Here is a 13,448-nt window from a genome sequence, read left to right on the forward strand (position 1 = left end):
TGCTAACGTAATACATAGGGCCCACGGCCAAATGAAATGAGCACACCATCAGCCAACATAAAGCGGGTTGGAAGTACGGCGCGTATTACAGTTATAAAGTGCTTCCATATTAGCTGTATAAGTCCAAGCTTCTTTTTATTGGTATAAACAACAAAAGGTTGGCCCACAGCATCTTGAACGCTAATCTCTCTTGCGCCAGCCACAATTGGACGGACGATAAAAATATCGTCGCCGCCCCAATCAAAAGGCATTACTGGTTGGAACAAGAGGGTCTGCTCAGGCCCTCCTTGATTTCTGCCAACACCACGACTGAATTCATATTGGCAATTGGATGGGCCAGTTTTTTAGCAATATCAACAGAATCTACCGCCGGCTTAGAGGCAGCTGAAACGGCACTTGAATTATCCGCCCTAACATTACTTGGTTGACTAGAAACTGCTTGAGCAAATGGTATGGATGAAAATAATCCTGCAACCACTAAATTCAGTACCCATTTTTAAGCAAGTTTCATAAGCACTATTTAAAAGAATGACAAGTGGAAAATGGCAGATAATTGCGGGATTTGAAAAGTCGTTTTTGCAGCAAGCCTGCGCCGTTAGTCTTTGAGGAGCGCATGTCATAGTAAAGACCGCGATAAGTTAGAGAGACATCAACCCATTTCTCAACAGTCTTTCCTATGCCAGCCATGGCCTGCCAAGTTACGTTGGTAGCACCTCCTCCGCTACCTATATCAGCATAAAAGGCACATACCCAGTTGAGCTTGCAATACGATAGCGGCCTTTGAAGCCCACAATTGGATGAGCAGTGCTCACAGTTTTAGAATCGCTCAATGAATAATTCGTGCCATCAAGAGCCAGATTCAATGTGGCTGTCGCACTAATCCAACGAACCCCTAGTCAACCATCCAAAGTGGCGTCTTGACTGTTGACTAAATTGTATGTTGCTGCGCCAGTCAAAATGGTTTGTTGAACTGTAGGTTTCAATCCCACCCTAAAGTTATAACCAGGGGCGGGGGTGACAGATGTTGTTCCTGTTTTGTGAAGCGTTGCGCTGATAAAGTCAGCCATCATCCCCCGGTTACCATAACGAACCTTGCTCGCAAGCATTCCACCAGACTTGAGACTGCTAATATGGCGTTACATCTACGGTCCAACTGTCAGAGATTTTGGGAATTGGTAAGATCTGCTCTTCAGCTTGAACAACGCTTACAGATCCCAAGGTTAGGAATGCAGAGAAACAAATTACAAGGATTTTCTTATTCATAAATAATCTACTTAAAAGATTGGGTTGAATACAGCGTTTGCGATCAATTTAGGGCTCATTATAGGATGCAGGGATAAGCAAAATTTAACTAAAAACGTTAAAAGTTATAAGATTTGTAAGTGCCTTTTGCATCAGTATGCTAGCTGTTCTTACTGTAGGTTTGCGTCCTGATTACTAAATGCAAGCTCATAGTTAGCGTGCGCTACAAACCTTTGCAAGGCGATGTTTTGCCCCTTAGCTGGATGCAATTGAGAACCCCTGCATTCTCAGAATTTGTACTCTATTGATTTATATGGTCTAAATTGAATATTGAGTATTTTAGGATGGGCAATTTCAGTTTATCTAATAATTCGATGATAAATATCAAATTTATTCATTAGACAAATAATCATCAGAGGTTCACAATTCATTCAGTTGTATTTGCTACCAAAATATTGATTAACCAAAACTAGGAGCACAGTATGTCCATCATCAACACAGCAGTACAGCCATTTAAAACCGAAGCTTTCCACAACGACAAGTTCGTTACCGTTACCGACGAGACTCTGAAGGGCCATTGGTCAGCGCTCATTTTTATGCCAGCAGCATTCACATTTAACTGCCCAACGGAAATTGAAGATGCAGCTGAAAACTATGCTGAATTCCAAAAATTGGGTGCTGAGGTTTATATCGTTACTACTGATACTCATTTCTCACACAAAGTTTGGCATGAAACATCTCCAGCTGTTGGTAAGGCAAAGTTCCCGCTCGTAGGCGACCCAACTCATACTTTGACCAATGCATTCGGTGTGCATATTCCTGAAGCTGGTTTAGCGTTACGTGGCACCTTCATCATCAATCCAGAAGGTGTAATCAAGAGCGCAGAAATTCACTCCAACGAAATCGCTCGTGATGTTTCTGAGACTCTGCGTAAATTAAAGGCTGCTCAATACACAGCTGCACATCCAGGTGAAGTTTGCCCAGCCAAGTGGAAAGAAGGGGCAGCAACCTTAACTCCATCATTGGATCTCGTAGGCAAGATCTAAGCTGAATCATTCATCCATAGACTCTCTTCGGTGAGTCTATTGGAGAGGAACAGATCCTGCCCAATAGACTCACCTAAAAAATATTGAAGGAAATTATCATGCTCGATACCAATATCAAATCTCAATTCAAGGTTTATTTTGAAAAAATCGTTAGCCCTATCGTTTTAGTGGCTAGCGTGGATGGCAGCGAAAGCTCAAAACAAATGCTTGAGCTCTTAAACGAAGTTGCTGAACAGCCTGACAAAATCACCCGTCAAAGCTGACGGCACAGCGGATCACATCCCTAGCTTTACTGTAAGCAAACTTGACCAGTCTGCGCGCATCACTTTTGCTGGACTGCCAATGGGTCACGAACTGACTGCCTTTATCTTGGCTATTTTGCAATCGAATATACCCGGCGAACAAGAATATCGCGGTAAGGGTGTACCTATTGCCCTCACTGTGACGGCCCCTTATTTAAAGGCAAGCGTGCCGCGGTAATTGGTGGTGGGAACTCAGGTGTTGACGCTGCAATTGACTTGTTGGGTATCGTAAGTCATGTCACCTTGATTGGATTGAATTGGATAGCAAACTGCGTGCCGATGCTGTGTTGCAAAGAAAAATGGTTAGTCTAACTAGCTACTGCCATTCCCGTGATGCAAAGTGTCTCACTCTCTGCTCCTACGCCGAATATTCGATATACCGCTTCAGTTTGGGCGGCACCTAACGGTGAAAGTATGCTAAAAGACTTAAGTATTTTTGAAATGTCAGCAAAAGCAAATCCTGCTTACTACCGCTTTGCCGCCATCAAAGCATGGGTTGATGGAGAAAATAACTGTCCAACAGGCTTCATGTATGAGCCATACGTAGGCATACAGGATACCGATCCACCTGGCGGAAAAATTACCTTGGTCACAAATCAGCAATTAGCTAATCAGCTTTCCAAGCTAGCCAATCAAAATCAGAAAATGAGCATGCTGCATTGCTCTGGTGACGCGGCTGCTAATATTGGACTCAATGCATACGAACTGCTCAGCAAAAATCAATCAAGTAATACCATCAAACGTATTGAACATTTTGGCATGTTTCAGCTAACACCAGAACAATTAAAGCGAGGTGTTGCACTCAAGGAAAATCACTGTCATCTCTCATCACAACCCATCTGGTTATTGGAGCTAGTTAATGCTGATTATGAAAATTATGGGGACTGCAAGAGCAAAAACTGGATATCAATTTAAAACCATGATTAATACTGGTTGAGAGCCTGCCGCCAACACAGATATGACAGGTATCTACCTCGGCAATATTGATCCATTTAAAGCAATTTATGCGGCCGTAACAAGGCAGTCCGATATGGGAATCTTTGAGCCCCGAGAGGCTATTTCAGTTCGCGACGCCTTACGAATGTGGACTATCTGGCCCGCCCAGGCGACTGGGGAAGATAAAGTGAAGGGCACCATTGAGATTGGTAAGTACGCAGATATGACAGTACTATCCAATCATTTTTTTTAAAATACTCAAAACATCGCTGAAAGACGTTCAAGCATCCATGACCATAGTAGGTGGTCGAGTGGTTGATAAGTCTGACTAGTTGATAGCACGAAAAAAAAGCCACCCTCGGGTGGCTTTTAGAAAAACAGTAAAACTAAATCTGTAGCTGAAGTAAGCAATCAGATTAAGCAGCTTTACGGATTTTAGCAGCAGGCTTAGCAACAACGTATTGACCTATGGATGTTTTCTATAGCAGCGTCAACTACTTGAGCAACTTCTTTATTGCCGTTAGAACCACTTTGTTAACTTTAGCTTGTGCATTAGCAAATTGATCATTTAATTGAGTTTAAAACATGATTTATCCTAACTTTAAGTAAATGGGTTTTTTATTGCGATGCACCATTTTAGGAGCCTCTTTTTCTAAATGCAAGATATTTTTGTTGCAAAGCAATATATATTTACATATGCCGCATTTAAAGACCTTTAAATGCTGATTGAACGGCTTTAAATAACTCCAAGATATCCAAAACTGGGTAGCATGTTTCAAATGAATGCCAACCTTAATCAATAGTATTACCTATTTTTTAGGCAATACTGTCTTACCTTGCCCCAGCAAGTCGGCATCAGCATCTAACACCTTATTGGGTTGCTCCAGCCTCAATAAGTGAGCAGAGTCTGCATAACTAAATGTTTTGGATTATGGGAAGGTTTTTTAAAGCGGGTAATCCTGCAACATTAAAGATGCCATCTTTCTCCCCCCCCCAAAGAATTAAGGTTGCGCCCTGATATACAGGTCCACTCTCTAATGCCCCGCCGTAAAAATTAACAATATCCCAAACCTATTGATAGTGACGATTGTTATCCAGATAGTCTTTAATTAGTTGTGAGCTTATTTTTCAATCCACAACCGGTGGTTTAAAAAATAACAAGCTCATTTCCAATTCCAATTGATTCTGGTTTATCGGAATAAAAGGGTTGACACCTTGGAAAATGGCACTCTTCACCCGTGGACTCCAAGGAATGATTCCTATTGGGGCGCCAATAAATGCAAGAGATTGAATTGCTTGTGGATATTAAATCGCATACATAGAGGCGATAGTGCCACCCATTGAACTACCAGCGATATGAATCTGCTCCAGTCTTAGACCAGTTAAAAATTCGTGCAATACTTTTACTTGAGACCCCAAAGGGTAAACCGAGACCGAAAAACCAGAGCTTGCTCCATAACTAGGAAGAGCAGGGGCGATAACCTGATCACCCTTGCTAGCCAATGCACAACCAACATCAAGCCACTGCTCTTTTTGAGCAAATAATCCATGCATCAATAGGATTGATGGGCCTGTACCACCGTCCAGGTAACTAATCACACCCGAATCAACACTCATCTTCTTGATAACCAGAGGACAAAAACCTGTAGTGGTCTGACTATAAAATCCAATAAACAAACAGGATGCCAATACAAAATAGAAATCTAATCATTAAGCGCATGAAATTATTGCCCTCTAAAAACTAAATTTATGCTACTTCTTCAATTAAGCATGTCCATCAACTTAGTTGACCCATGTCGTAAATTCTTCCGCCCACCACCCTCGGGGTGTGAAAGGTATTTACTAATTTTGCGGGCAGGTATCCAAGCCCTCCCCCCTCTTGCAGCGACCATTAGATTCTGCAGGAACATGCCGTAGTCCAGCATTGATCCCCTGCCCAGCTCCTTATCGATGGTAAAGAAGAAGCAAACTGGTGCACCGAATGCCTCAAAATTCTTGCGATGCTGAATATGCATCTTATCTTTATCCCCCTTGGTGATGCCCAAGAGCCAATATAGACCCCAACCATTTTCACGACGTCGATCGATATAAGGACTATAAACCATTTCGCTAGATAATAGTCGTAAGCTGGCTAATATTCTTTTGCTAACTCTGGATTAGCAGCAATCTCATCGTATGCAGTATAGACTTTTTCACATCACTCACTGAGTGACTTACCCTCAAGCACATAAACTTTCCATGATTGAGTATTGGTACCAGATGGGGTACGCGCTGCAATATTCAATAATCGAAGAATCAGCTCCTTCGAGATACCCTGTTTAGTAAAAACTCTCACAGACATGCGAGAAGTAATTGCATCTGCTGGCATTAATGCTTTCATGATTCGCTTGCGTATATTTAGGCATTCATCTATTTGATATAGAAAACCGTAGCATAGCCGTTGATGGCAATCAAAAACCCGCCGAGGCGAGTTTAGTAGCACGAATACGAATCAGCAAATCAGCAAATCAATTTAATGGGAATACGATTTTGAGTTTATCCAATTTAGTGTATTTAATTTCCTTGGCATTGACATCTATCTTTTTCAGATCATAGCTATAGATGTTAGTATTCTCATACATCTTCACACTGTAAGGCATCTCTTTATTATTCGCTACTACGCTCCACTCGGTTATCTCATAGCCACCTGAGGCACCACCATATGGATTACTCGCGGGTAATGTAACTGCGCCAGGAGGGATATCAAAACTTCCCAAAATATGCCCAGCTGCAGCACTTGCTTGAGCAGTCGTAAAGTTAGTAGGAACTGAACGCGAGAGAAATACCGCACGAATAAAGCGGCTAGTGCTCAAGTAGTCGCCAGGAAAGAAGGCCGTGTAAGGCATTACCAGAGCTAGGAGCTGCAAACGTGGCACCATTAATCACTAGTGGCGGTTTTTCTACCTTGGAAAGGTTAACGTACTTACCAATATTATTCAGTTGATCTTGAAACGGAGGATCGTTTGTCATCACGGTCACTGGATTATCCGTAATATTGAGCTACCCCTTCATATACTCAACAACAATACTTTTTCCATTTGCGTCATGGAATGTGTAGTGCATTGGCGGGGTGCGATTGCCATCAATAGACAGCTTAGCTCCGTTGACCTTAATCTTCTGGAATCCTGTTTTAATTTCTTCAACAGTAGCAAACTTGGTCAAAACATCAGTCAGCACCTGTACTGAATTAATACTCTCGCTTGAGTTTGCCGCAGCAACAGCATATGTGGAGCTCCAGCTAAGCCCTGATCCATACTTGCCATCAACTCCAATTCCTTTAAGGGCGTAGCCTCTAGGAATAGTCGTGAGCTGTGAGGCCAAAGACATTCCAAACTCTAGGGTTCGTCTATAGACATCAGCACCATCGCTACCTTTTAATAGAAAACTAGTACAGGCTTACACTAACCAAGGGAGTAAATGCCAGGCTGACTGATGCCGAAGCAGCCACCATCTTTCTCATTATTTTTTTCTCCACAACTACCTCCTGATTTCAGGGGTAACTTAAGAATAATACTATCCTAATCAATAATAAAGACTAATCTCCTACAGAGAATCACAATATGCGAACTAAAGCATCTATTGAATTGCGCGATCTTCAACTCCAAACCCAAATTGGAATCTACAAGCCCGGCGACATTGTTCCCGATAGACCTTTAGATCTCACGCTAAAGGTCGACTCTGATCTGGTGTTGACTACTGAAGATGGGATCGGTCATGTTTTTGATTATGACCCTCTGATTGCTGATATTGAGAGCTTAGCCGGCGATGGTTTATATGAGGCTCAAGAAAGATTGGTCAGTAGGATAGTTGAGGCATGCGCAAGCTACCCCCAAGTTACCGCCTTAGAAATTAGCCTCCGCAAATCTCCCGTTAGAAATCAATCTGGCTCACTGGGCGTTAGGCTACTCCTGGAGCAGGCTGACTTAGCAGCTTTAAGAAATTAAGCAATCTTCAATCTACGGAAAAGTGTGTCATCTATGAAGCTCATCAAAATCTGCATCTCTCTTTGCGCTGTGATAATTGGTAATATGCTACCTCTTGCAGCACAGGCAAACCTAGCGACCGACTTGCATGACAGCGAGCACGTCCTTCTAATGCGACATGCAGATGCTCCTGGAGATGGAGATCCTTCTGGGTATCAGCTAAACCAATGCTCCGCCCAACGCAATCGTGGTAAAGTGCAGATTGCTCCATCTCTTGGTTCATTTTTTGACAATATGAGTCTTGAAAAACAACAAACAAAAGACTTGGAGAAATTGATTCAGTCGACTCTCAAAAGCAATCATAGGCAGCCGCTGATTCTCGCAACCCATCACGTCAATATTCAGGCTTATACGGGAAAAGTGGTAGGTGTTAACGACATGGTTCTAGTAAAAGTAAATCAGAATGGGCAGCATATATCACATCAGATTTACCCCAGCCCCAGACTTTAATGAGTATCACTCTATAGTTAGGTGTCCGGTCCTTACAAAAATAGTGCAGCCTTCTTTACTAAAAGGCTGATGCAGGCTCATATGCGGGCTTCTAATCTATGAACCCGCTGGATAACGACCATGCCCATCCTCAAAAACTCCCTCAACCACAAAGATTTCCTCTCCCCCATAATGTTTGTGGGGATTGAAATATACATGCATGCTTAACAGCATGCACTCTCTTTAGCTGAATAGATATAGGGGCGTAATTCATTTTTATGGACATTATTCTGAGCAGCTAACTATTCAAAGGCACGACCTTCTAGATGATGATCTTCATACTCAACATCATTGGCGGCACAGTAGATTTCCATGCGGTTACACATAGACAAGCTTCTTACTTCAGGTTGATGCTCGGCCTCTTCTATTTGCAAAAATTTGCGCAGATCGATTAATGAATCTTGTAACACATCAGGCGCAACTGCCACACTCTCCCGAATATCAATTGGGGCAGTATGATGATTCACGCCGAGGTGTAGCAGCTTCATACTTGGCATATGCTCAATATAGGCTCCTGGGTTCAAAACAAGTGCTTCCCAATTGAGGCGCATCGCAATCGTTATTTATAGTCTGTTTTTACCAGTGAAAACCCTTATCAGGGGAAGTGCTTTTTGGGCCTAAGCCGCCTCTAATAAGCCTTTTGGCAGGAAAAAATTGACGGTTTCTTCAATTCCTAGCATGGGAACTACTGAACCCCGGTGCAAGGAATGAATCGCCTCAATGATTTTAGTGGTTAAGGCCTCTAGTGCTGAGGCGCCAGCGGTGACCCCAATGCTCTTTGCAGACATAAACCAGTCAGCCTCTATCTGAATAGGATCATCCACTAAAAATGCCGGGACATTTAAGCTGCTGGCTAACTCCTGCAAGCGCTTGGAATTGGAACTATTCGGACTTCCAACAACAACATCCACATGGGGAACCATCGCCTTAACAGCGTCTTGACGATTTTGTGTTGCGCAACAAATATACTGCCGTTTGGGAGCATGAATTTGGGGATCTTTTTTGATGTGAGCGCAGCCGTAATTTCCTGCGTTTCATCGACTGATAAAGTAGTTTGTGTAATGTAAGCCAATAGCTCATCTTGATTGAAAGAGAGCTTAGCAACATCAGCCACTTGCATTTTTACTGGGCTATATCACTGGATCGAGACGTACTGATTGTCCTAACGGGCTCAACGGCATAAGGCGTGCTTGATATGCTTTCCAGACCATTAACTATCATGAGATGACTTTACTCGGATTTGGTGTGCTTTTCTTTTTCATGAATCTGGAAGCCATGAATCAAACTGGATTTTGGACTTACATCATCTTATGGGGCATGCGGCAAAGCACACATTATGGATTTGAACGACTTGGTTAAGGCGTTCGAAAAGAAGTTTAATGTTTCAGCTGCAGCTATGGCCGTTGCTGGTCCTGCCGGTGCAGCTGGTGGCGATGCTGGTGGCGCTGAGCAAACAGAATTCACTGTTAACTTGCTCGAAGTTGGTGCAAATAAAGTTTCAGTAATTAAGGCAGTTCGCGAAATTACTGGTCTTGGCTTGAAAGAAGCTAAGGACTTGGTCGATGGTGCACCTAAGCCAATTGATCAAACAAAACCATCTTTCTTGCCCAGCCGCGAGGCTTCTGTGCGGGAGTGGAGCGAGCAATCCTCATCGTGGAAGAGGCGCTCAAGAGACATGGCGCCCTCATTTATGTCAGACATGAAAGTATTCATAATGCTTATGTAGTCAAGGATTTTGAGGCGCGTGGCGTCGTCTTTATTAATCAACTCGATCAAGTGTTGAAGGGTGCTATTCTGATTTTAGCGCTCATGGAGTTTCCAAGGCAGTTCGGTATGAGGCTGATGAACGACAATTTCAAGTGTTTAACGCTACTTGTCCGTTGATTGCCAAAGTTCATGCAGAAGTCATGCGTTTAAAAGAGCGTCGCTATCAAATTATTATGATTGGTCATCACGGCCATCCAGAGGTAGAGGGAGCGATAGGGCAAATTGATGCCTCTATTCATTTGATTGAGCAAGCTCTTGCCATCCCCAAATAATAATTGCGCAGACAAAGGAACAATACGCACCCGCTACGGTAGCCTGTTGGCTCGAGATTTCTAATCCCCAGAAGGCCATCAATAGCACGCCAATCGAAAGTACAAAAATCAACTTGAAAATTTTTTTGGCAAACCATTAATCTTCAGAATAAGACCCGCGCTCACCCACCATACAAAGATGATAAAGATTAAAGGTCCTATCCAAAAATACATGGTCCCTTACCAAACCGGTGCTAAGTGGATATCAGCAGGTAGCCCATTCGGAACTACTGGCAACAAATAGATTTGCAAAAAGGTGGTTGCTGCAACAACAGCTAAACCACCACGCTTAACCTTAGAGAAGAATCCACCTTTTAGCTTAAGCTTCTCAACTTCATCAGAAATTTTTCTGAGCTTTTCAAAACCCTTCCAAACCCTTGGATCATCCAAGTTAATAGTAAATGGAAATACTTGCTTAGAAATATCTGAGGTAATTTTAAGAACTTGGCGATCATAGTCTGTGGGCGAAACACCAAGTGCCTTATGAAATTCGGGCCTTGAATGATCGCGTACATACATCGTTGCATACACTGCAATCAGGAAAAAGCGAATCCATAAACGATTCACACCACTGAGTAAGTCTGGGTTTGAACGCATTAATAGCGCAAATGCCTCACCATGACGGAATTCATCATTGCCCCATTTCTCAAACCAGAGAAATATTGGGTGAAAACGTAAATCAGGATTGTTCTGAATGATGCGGTAAATCATGAGGTAGCGCGCGTATCCGACCTTTTCTGAAAGGTAGGTAGCATAAAAAATGAACTTTGACTTGAAGAAAGTATATTTTTTAGTTCTTGCCAAGAATCCTAAATCAACACCAATACCAAAATCTTTGAACCATTGATTAATAAATCCGGCACGCCTACTTTCATCACGAGCCATGTAAGAGAAAAGATTGTTGAGTTCTGGATTATTAATGGATATTTAAATTTTGGAATACGACACGCAGCCAGAAAACTCAGAAGTAATAGAACTAATTAAAAAATCTAAGCATTCTTGATACAAACCCTCCGGAAGATAGGAGCAATCCTTCGACATATCTTCAGGGCGCTGAAAATGAGACTGATTGATATCTTGATCAAACTCTTGCATGAGTCGAGCCCACTCCGGCTTTACGGAAGAAATATCAAAGCGGTCCATCCCATCAAAGTCAGTCGTATAAAAACGCGGACTCAGAATGGTATTTTCAAGAGCGCGATCGGTTGACTCATTTCTCGAACACCCCATTGGCATTGTTGGGGCATTTGTACTCATGCTTTTACTCCTTCACGCAAAATAATCGGTGCCACCTCTTTACTTGGAACTTGCCTAGGGTATGTTTTAGCCTTACTAAATCGAGTAGTCGAAAAGCTCACCTCATACAACATCGTCACCTCGAGCCTAGCAGTGAGATATACCCATATCCGAGATAAGAATCCCGCCTTAGATACAGTAGCCGTTCGGTTCAATTCGACTGTTTATAGCTAAATCAATCAAAGTTAGCCCTCCATCTGAGCGACTAATCAGCTCAAAGGCATCATCACTGGAGAGTTGGCGAATGCGACGATCACGAGCAAGCGCTCTTAAAATACCCCTCACAAATCCTGCCTGCCCTTCAACTTTCGCATCAGCTTGAGGCTTTAGCTTACCAGACTGAACATAGCTTCCAACCAGCAGAACTACTATCGCCAAGGATGCGGCAATAAATAATGCAATGTAGTTTTGCACGTGTATTGGGCTGATGGGTAAAAGCATGCTGCTTCTACCTCTGAGCAATGACTTTTTGTATCAGCTGACTGATGAGAAGTTGCTTGGACTGAGCGCGCAATTACATTGTTTTCTGTAGTCCAGGCATCTACCAAAATTTGTGCCACCTCAGAATAGTTCTTTATTCCCCTCAGGGTTGGGTGGGGTACGGCCCACTTATCAGGCCTTGAATGTGGCCATAAATGAAATATTGCGATCTTGCATCCCTTGCTCAACTTCAAATCAACATCACCAGTACCGTTGTTAGTAACCCCACAGTCTGCCGATTCAATCATCTTCAAAGGAAAGTTAAAGGTCATATTGAGCACAATTCCAATACGCATCACAACCCGTTTATTGGTAATCGTATAGATTGCTGTGGAGGCCATTCAATACCCAATAAGTCTAAGACCTAGCGCTGATATTGCCAAAATACTGACTAAAGACAACAAAATTACTGCAATTGGTTCGCCATCATTTAAGCCAATAGCAATCCAAAGTAGATGAACAAAATTTTGATATGAAAGACCCTTAACAAGATCGTCTTTGTATCAGGAGATCCCTGCCACAAAATACGCTCTCCCTTAGGCAATCGTTTTGGAAGACCTAGCTCAGTCTCAAACTCATGTTCTGGACTACTATGGATATCGAGACTCATGCCAGCGGCGCCTGACGTTCAGGCGTAGTGTATAGAGTACCTACTCCAAAGTACGCCATGATTTTTTCTTCTTCTGGATGCTTTGTTTTAGGGACTTGTGCAAATTGGTCTGCCAAAATGGATTGCACTTGAATATCCTGCTTACCAATACGAGAGAAGGTGATGGACAGCAAAATCTTATGTCCTGCTACCTCTACCTCGAGGTAACGAATCATCACTTCCATGTGATCTACCAACTATTTTGATTCAAGCAACAAATGACATGAGTCGCACCAAAAAGAAAAATCATTTTTGGCGCTTCATTCCCTACTGCATTGCTAGCATCATGGGATTTGATTTCGGCTTCAAGTTTGGTTACGAAATCAGTTGGACTGTTCTAGCCGTATTAACTGGATTTGTGACGGCACTGATTTGTAATTTCATGATGGAATACGTGATGCTCAAAATATTTGGCCCACGATCATCACCTCATTATTCAATATGAGGCGATTGAAACAAATCTTTTCTTTGTATTTGCTAGTAAGTCTTGCTGCCATTTTCGCAATCGTGATAGCGCATACGATTACCCAAGCCGCTAATAAAATTCCGTTTCAATTCATTTCAGTCTCCCTGAATAAAAATACAAGCTAAGAATAAATCCTAGCACTTCTTAGGCAAAAGTGTGGTCATTGAGAAAATTGTAGCAATCAATAATCCAATTTCCAACATATAAACAAAAGAATATCCTGTAGTCGGGCCAATTACCCCCTCGGGTAACCAATTTGCTACACCCACTGTCACTACAAGATCCCTGATGACACTGCCCAAAGCCATCGCTATTTCGGCTGCAGTGGCCTGTACCGCGCCCCAGACCCCTAATGCCAGCTCCCTTTGATCGGAAGGCGCTAACTGCATCGTTGCTGTTCAGGTTCCGTGACTAAATAATCCCGCACCAAATCCAATAAACA

Annotated in this window: 27 protein-coding genes and 4 pseudogenes; 11 read left to right on the top strand and 20 right to left on the bottom strand. The window is 42.7% G+C overall.

Annotated features, from left to right (window positions below; all coding sequences use genetic code 11):
• Positions 1 to 2 precede the first annotated feature (2 nt).
• From DXE31_RS01585 to DXE31_RS09695, 3 genes are all read right to left on the bottom strand, one after another.
• The gene (locus tag DXE31_RS01585) at positions 3 to 266 is read right to left on the bottom strand and encodes a hypothetical protein (RefSeq protein ID WP_162785514.1); all 264 of its coding nucleotides are present in this window, start codon (positions 264 to 266) and stop codon (positions 3 to 5) included.
• Complete coding sequence (locus tag DXE31_RS01590) at positions 251 to 478, bottom strand: hypothetical protein (RefSeq protein WP_114697577.1); 228 nt, start codon at positions 476 to 478, stop codon at positions 251 to 253. The genes DXE31_RS01585 and DXE31_RS01590 overlap by 16 nt, the downstream gene beginning before the upstream one ends.
• A gap of 418 nt (positions 479 to 896) precedes the next feature.
• Entirely contained in the window at positions 897 to 1,106 is a 210-nt protein-coding gene (locus tag DXE31_RS09695; RefSeq protein ID WP_162785515.1) for a hypothetical protein, read from the bottom strand.
• Between the two features lie 618 nt (positions 1,107 to 1,724).
• On the opposite strand from DXE31_RS09695, the gene ahpC reads away from it, so the two are divergent.
• The 5 genes and pseudogenes from ahpC to DXE31_RS01610 all read left to right on the top strand — a co-directional run bounded on the left by ahpC (position 1,725) and on the right by DXE31_RS01610 (position 3,779).
• Entirely contained in the window at positions 1,725 to 2,288 is a 564-nt protein-coding gene (gene ahpC / locus DXE31_RS01595) for an alkyl hydroperoxide reductase subunit C (RefSeq protein WP_114697578.1), read from the top strand.
• Between the two features lie 98 nt (positions 2,289 to 2,386).
• A complete protein-coding gene (locus tag DXE31_RS10895) occupies positions 2,387 to 2,551 on the top strand; it encodes a hypothetical protein (RefSeq protein WP_231969270.1) in 165 nt (54 codons plus the stop codon).
• A 127-nt stretch (positions 2,552 to 2,678) separates the two neighbouring features.
• Positions 2,679 to 2,994: pseudogene (locus DXE31_RS10900) on the top strand (FAD-dependent oxidoreductase); the annotation flags it as partial.
• Entirely contained in the window at positions 2,921 to 3,505 is a 585-nt protein-coding gene (locus DXE31_RS01605) for an amidohydrolase family protein (RefSeq protein ID WP_162785471.1), read from the top strand. The pseudogene DXE31_RS10900 and the gene DXE31_RS01605, both read left to right, overlap by 74 nt.
• Positions 3,506 to 3,548: 43 nt before the next feature.
• Entirely contained in the window at positions 3,549 to 3,779 is a 231-nt protein-coding gene (locus DXE31_RS01610; RefSeq protein ID WP_114697580.1) for an amidohydrolase family protein, read from the top strand.
• Between the two features lie 1,052 nt (positions 3,780 to 4,831).
• Here the strand turns inward: DXE31_RS01610 and DXE31_RS01615 are convergent.
• The 5 genes and pseudogenes from DXE31_RS01615 to DXE31_RS12660 form a co-directional block, all read right to left on the bottom strand.
• Positions 4,832 to 5,143 carry an alpha/beta fold hydrolase gene (locus DXE31_RS01615; protein WP_231969271.1) on the bottom strand — a complete coding sequence of 104 codons (312 nt, stop codon included), beginning with the start codon at positions 5,141 to 5,143 and terminating at the stop codon, positions 4,832 to 4,834.
• A 143-nt stretch (positions 5,144 to 5,286) separates the two neighbouring features.
• Entirely contained in the window at positions 5,287 to 5,631 is a 345-nt protein-coding gene (locus DXE31_RS10905) for a nitroreductase family protein (RefSeq protein ID WP_231969272.1), read from the bottom strand.
• Positions 5,632 to 5,723: 92 nt separating this feature from the next.
• Entirely contained in the window at positions 5,724 to 5,906 is a 183-nt protein-coding gene (locus DXE31_RS10910) for a nitroreductase family protein (protein WP_231969273.1), read from the bottom strand.
• A 127-nt stretch (positions 5,907 to 6,033) separates the two neighbouring features.
• Positions 6,034 to 6,378 (bottom strand): linear amide C-N hydrolase, encoded by a 345-nt coding sequence (locus DXE31_RS01625; protein ID WP_162785517.1) that lies wholly within the window; start codon positions 6,376 to 6,378, stop codon positions 6,034 to 6,036.
• Positions 6,368 to 6,892 (bottom strand): annotated as a pseudogene (locus tag DXE31_RS12660) (linear amide C-N hydrolase). Before DXE31_RS12660 ends, DXE31_RS01625 begins: the two are co-directional and overlap by 11 nt.
• A gap of 233 nt (positions 6,893 to 7,125) precedes the next feature.
• Between DXE31_RS12660 and DXE31_RS01640 the strand changes: the two are divergent.
• Complete coding sequence (locus DXE31_RS01640; protein ID WP_114697585.1) at positions 7,126 to 7,509, top strand: dihydroneopterin aldolase; 384 nt, start codon at positions 7,126 to 7,128, stop codon at positions 7,507 to 7,509.
• Between the two features lie 33 nt (positions 7,510 to 7,542).
• Positions 7,543 to 7,998 (top strand): histidine phosphatase family protein, encoded by a 456-nt coding sequence (locus tag DXE31_RS01645; protein WP_114697586.1) that lies wholly within the window; start codon positions 7,543 to 7,545, stop codon positions 7,996 to 7,998.
• Positions 7,999 to 8,094: 96 nt separating this feature from the next.
• On the opposite strand, the gene DXE31_RS13090 is transcribed toward DXE31_RS01645, so the two are convergent.
• From DXE31_RS13090 to DXE31_RS01660, 3 genes are all read right to left on the bottom strand, one after another.
• Entirely contained in the window at positions 8,095 to 8,211 is a 117-nt protein-coding gene (locus tag DXE31_RS13090; protein WP_462803949.1) for a cupin domain-containing protein, read from the bottom strand.
• 68 nt (positions 8,212 to 8,279) lie between these two features.
• A complete protein-coding gene (locus tag DXE31_RS01655) occupies positions 8,280 to 8,588 on the bottom strand; it encodes a hypothetical protein (protein ID WP_197712094.1) in 309 nt (102 codons plus the stop codon).
• Positions 8,589 to 8,654: 66 nt separating this feature from the next.
• Entirely contained in the window at positions 8,655 to 9,044 is a 390-nt protein-coding gene (locus DXE31_RS01660) for a hypothetical protein (protein ID WP_114697587.1), read from the bottom strand.
• A 217-nt stretch (positions 9,045 to 9,261) separates the two neighbouring features.
• On the opposite strand from DXE31_RS01660, the gene DXE31_RS12665 reads away from it, so the two are divergent.
• The 3 genes and pseudogenes from DXE31_RS12665 to ispH all read left to right on the top strand — a co-directional run.
• The gene (locus DXE31_RS12665) at positions 9,262 to 9,396 is read left to right on the top strand and encodes a DUF3623 family protein (protein ID WP_114697588.1); all 135 of its coding nucleotides are present in this window, start codon (positions 9,262 to 9,264) and stop codon (positions 9,394 to 9,396) included.
• A pseudogene (gene rplL, locus DXE31_RS01670) lies at positions 9,374 to 9,625 on the top strand (50S ribosomal protein L7/L12); the annotation flags it as partial. The gene DXE31_RS12665 and the pseudogene rplL, both read left to right, overlap by 23 nt.
• Positions 9,626 to 9,633: 8 nt before the next feature.
• A pseudogene (gene ispH / locus DXE31_RS01675) lies at positions 9,634 to 10,052 on the top strand (4-hydroxy-3-methylbut-2-enyl diphosphate reductase); the annotation flags it as partial.
• Here the strand turns inward: ispH and DXE31_RS12670 are convergent.
• From DXE31_RS12670 to DXE31_RS01710, 8 genes are all read right to left on the bottom strand, one after another.
• Complete coding sequence (locus DXE31_RS12670; RefSeq protein ID WP_415078052.1) at positions 10,036 to 10,155, bottom strand: DUF3623 family protein; 120 nt, start codon at positions 10,153 to 10,155, stop codon at positions 10,036 to 10,038. The pseudogene ispH and the gene DXE31_RS12670 overlap by 17 nt on opposite strands.
• 140 nt (positions 10,156 to 10,295) lie before the next feature.
• Positions 10,296 to 11,042 (bottom strand): magnesium-protoporphyrin IX monomethyl ester (oxidative) cyclase, encoded by a 747-nt coding sequence (gene acsF, locus DXE31_RS01690; protein WP_331852024.1) that lies wholly within the window; start codon positions 11,040 to 11,042, stop codon positions 10,296 to 10,298.
• Positions 11,043 to 11,372, bottom strand: coding sequence for a ferritin family protein (locus DXE31_RS10915; protein WP_231969277.1), 330 nt, complete (start codon positions 11,370 to 11,372; stop codon positions 11,043 to 11,045).
• Positions 11,369 to 11,566 (bottom strand): hypothetical protein, encoded by a 198-nt coding sequence (locus tag DXE31_RS10920; RefSeq protein ID WP_231969279.1) that lies wholly within the window; start codon positions 11,564 to 11,566, stop codon positions 11,369 to 11,371. Before DXE31_RS10920 ends, DXE31_RS10915 begins: the two co-directional genes overlap by 4 nt.
• Entirely contained in the window at positions 11,541 to 11,789 is a 249-nt protein-coding gene (locus DXE31_RS01695; RefSeq protein WP_114697591.1) for a hypothetical protein, read from the bottom strand. The genes DXE31_RS10920 and DXE31_RS01695 overlap by 26 nt, the downstream gene beginning before the upstream one ends.
• Positions 11,780 to 12,232: a PH domain-containing protein gene (locus tag DXE31_RS01700; protein WP_114697592.1), complete on the bottom strand. Its 453-nt coding sequence runs from the start codon at positions 12,230 to 12,232 to the stop codon at positions 11,780 to 11,782. The genes DXE31_RS01695 and DXE31_RS01700 overlap by 10 nt, the downstream gene beginning before the upstream one ends.
• An 89-nt stretch (positions 12,233 to 12,321) precedes the next feature.
• On the bottom strand, positions 12,322 to 12,501 hold the full coding sequence (locus DXE31_RS01705) for a hypothetical protein (protein ID WP_114697593.1): 180 nt from the start codon (positions 12,499 to 12,501) through the stop codon (positions 12,322 to 12,324).
• The gene (locus DXE31_RS01710; protein ID WP_114697594.1) at positions 12,498 to 12,725 is read right to left on the bottom strand and encodes a YlmC/YmxH family sporulation protein; all 228 of its coding nucleotides are present in this window, start codon (positions 12,723 to 12,725) and stop codon (positions 12,498 to 12,500) included. Before DXE31_RS01710 ends, DXE31_RS01705 begins: the two co-directional genes overlap by 4 nt.
• 38 nt (positions 12,726 to 12,763) lie before the next feature.
• On the opposite strand from DXE31_RS01710, the gene DXE31_RS01715 reads away from it, so the two are divergent.
• A complete protein-coding gene (locus DXE31_RS01715; RefSeq protein WP_162785519.1) occupies positions 12,764 to 12,985 on the top strand; it encodes a hypothetical protein in 222 nt (73 codons plus the stop codon).
• A 155-nt stretch (positions 12,986 to 13,140) separates the two neighbouring features.
• Here the strand turns inward: DXE31_RS01715 and DXE31_RS10050 are convergent, their stop codons facing one another.
• Complete coding sequence (locus DXE31_RS10050) at positions 13,141 to 13,395, bottom strand: PucC family protein (protein ID WP_197712095.1); 255 nt, start codon at positions 13,393 to 13,395, stop codon at positions 13,141 to 13,143.
• Positions 13,396 to 13,448 lie beyond the last annotated feature (53 nt).

Source organism: Polynucleobacter necessarius (assembly GCF_900095185.1).
Classification (GTDB): Bacteria; Pseudomonadota; Gammaproteobacteria; order Burkholderiales; family Burkholderiaceae; genus Polynucleobacter.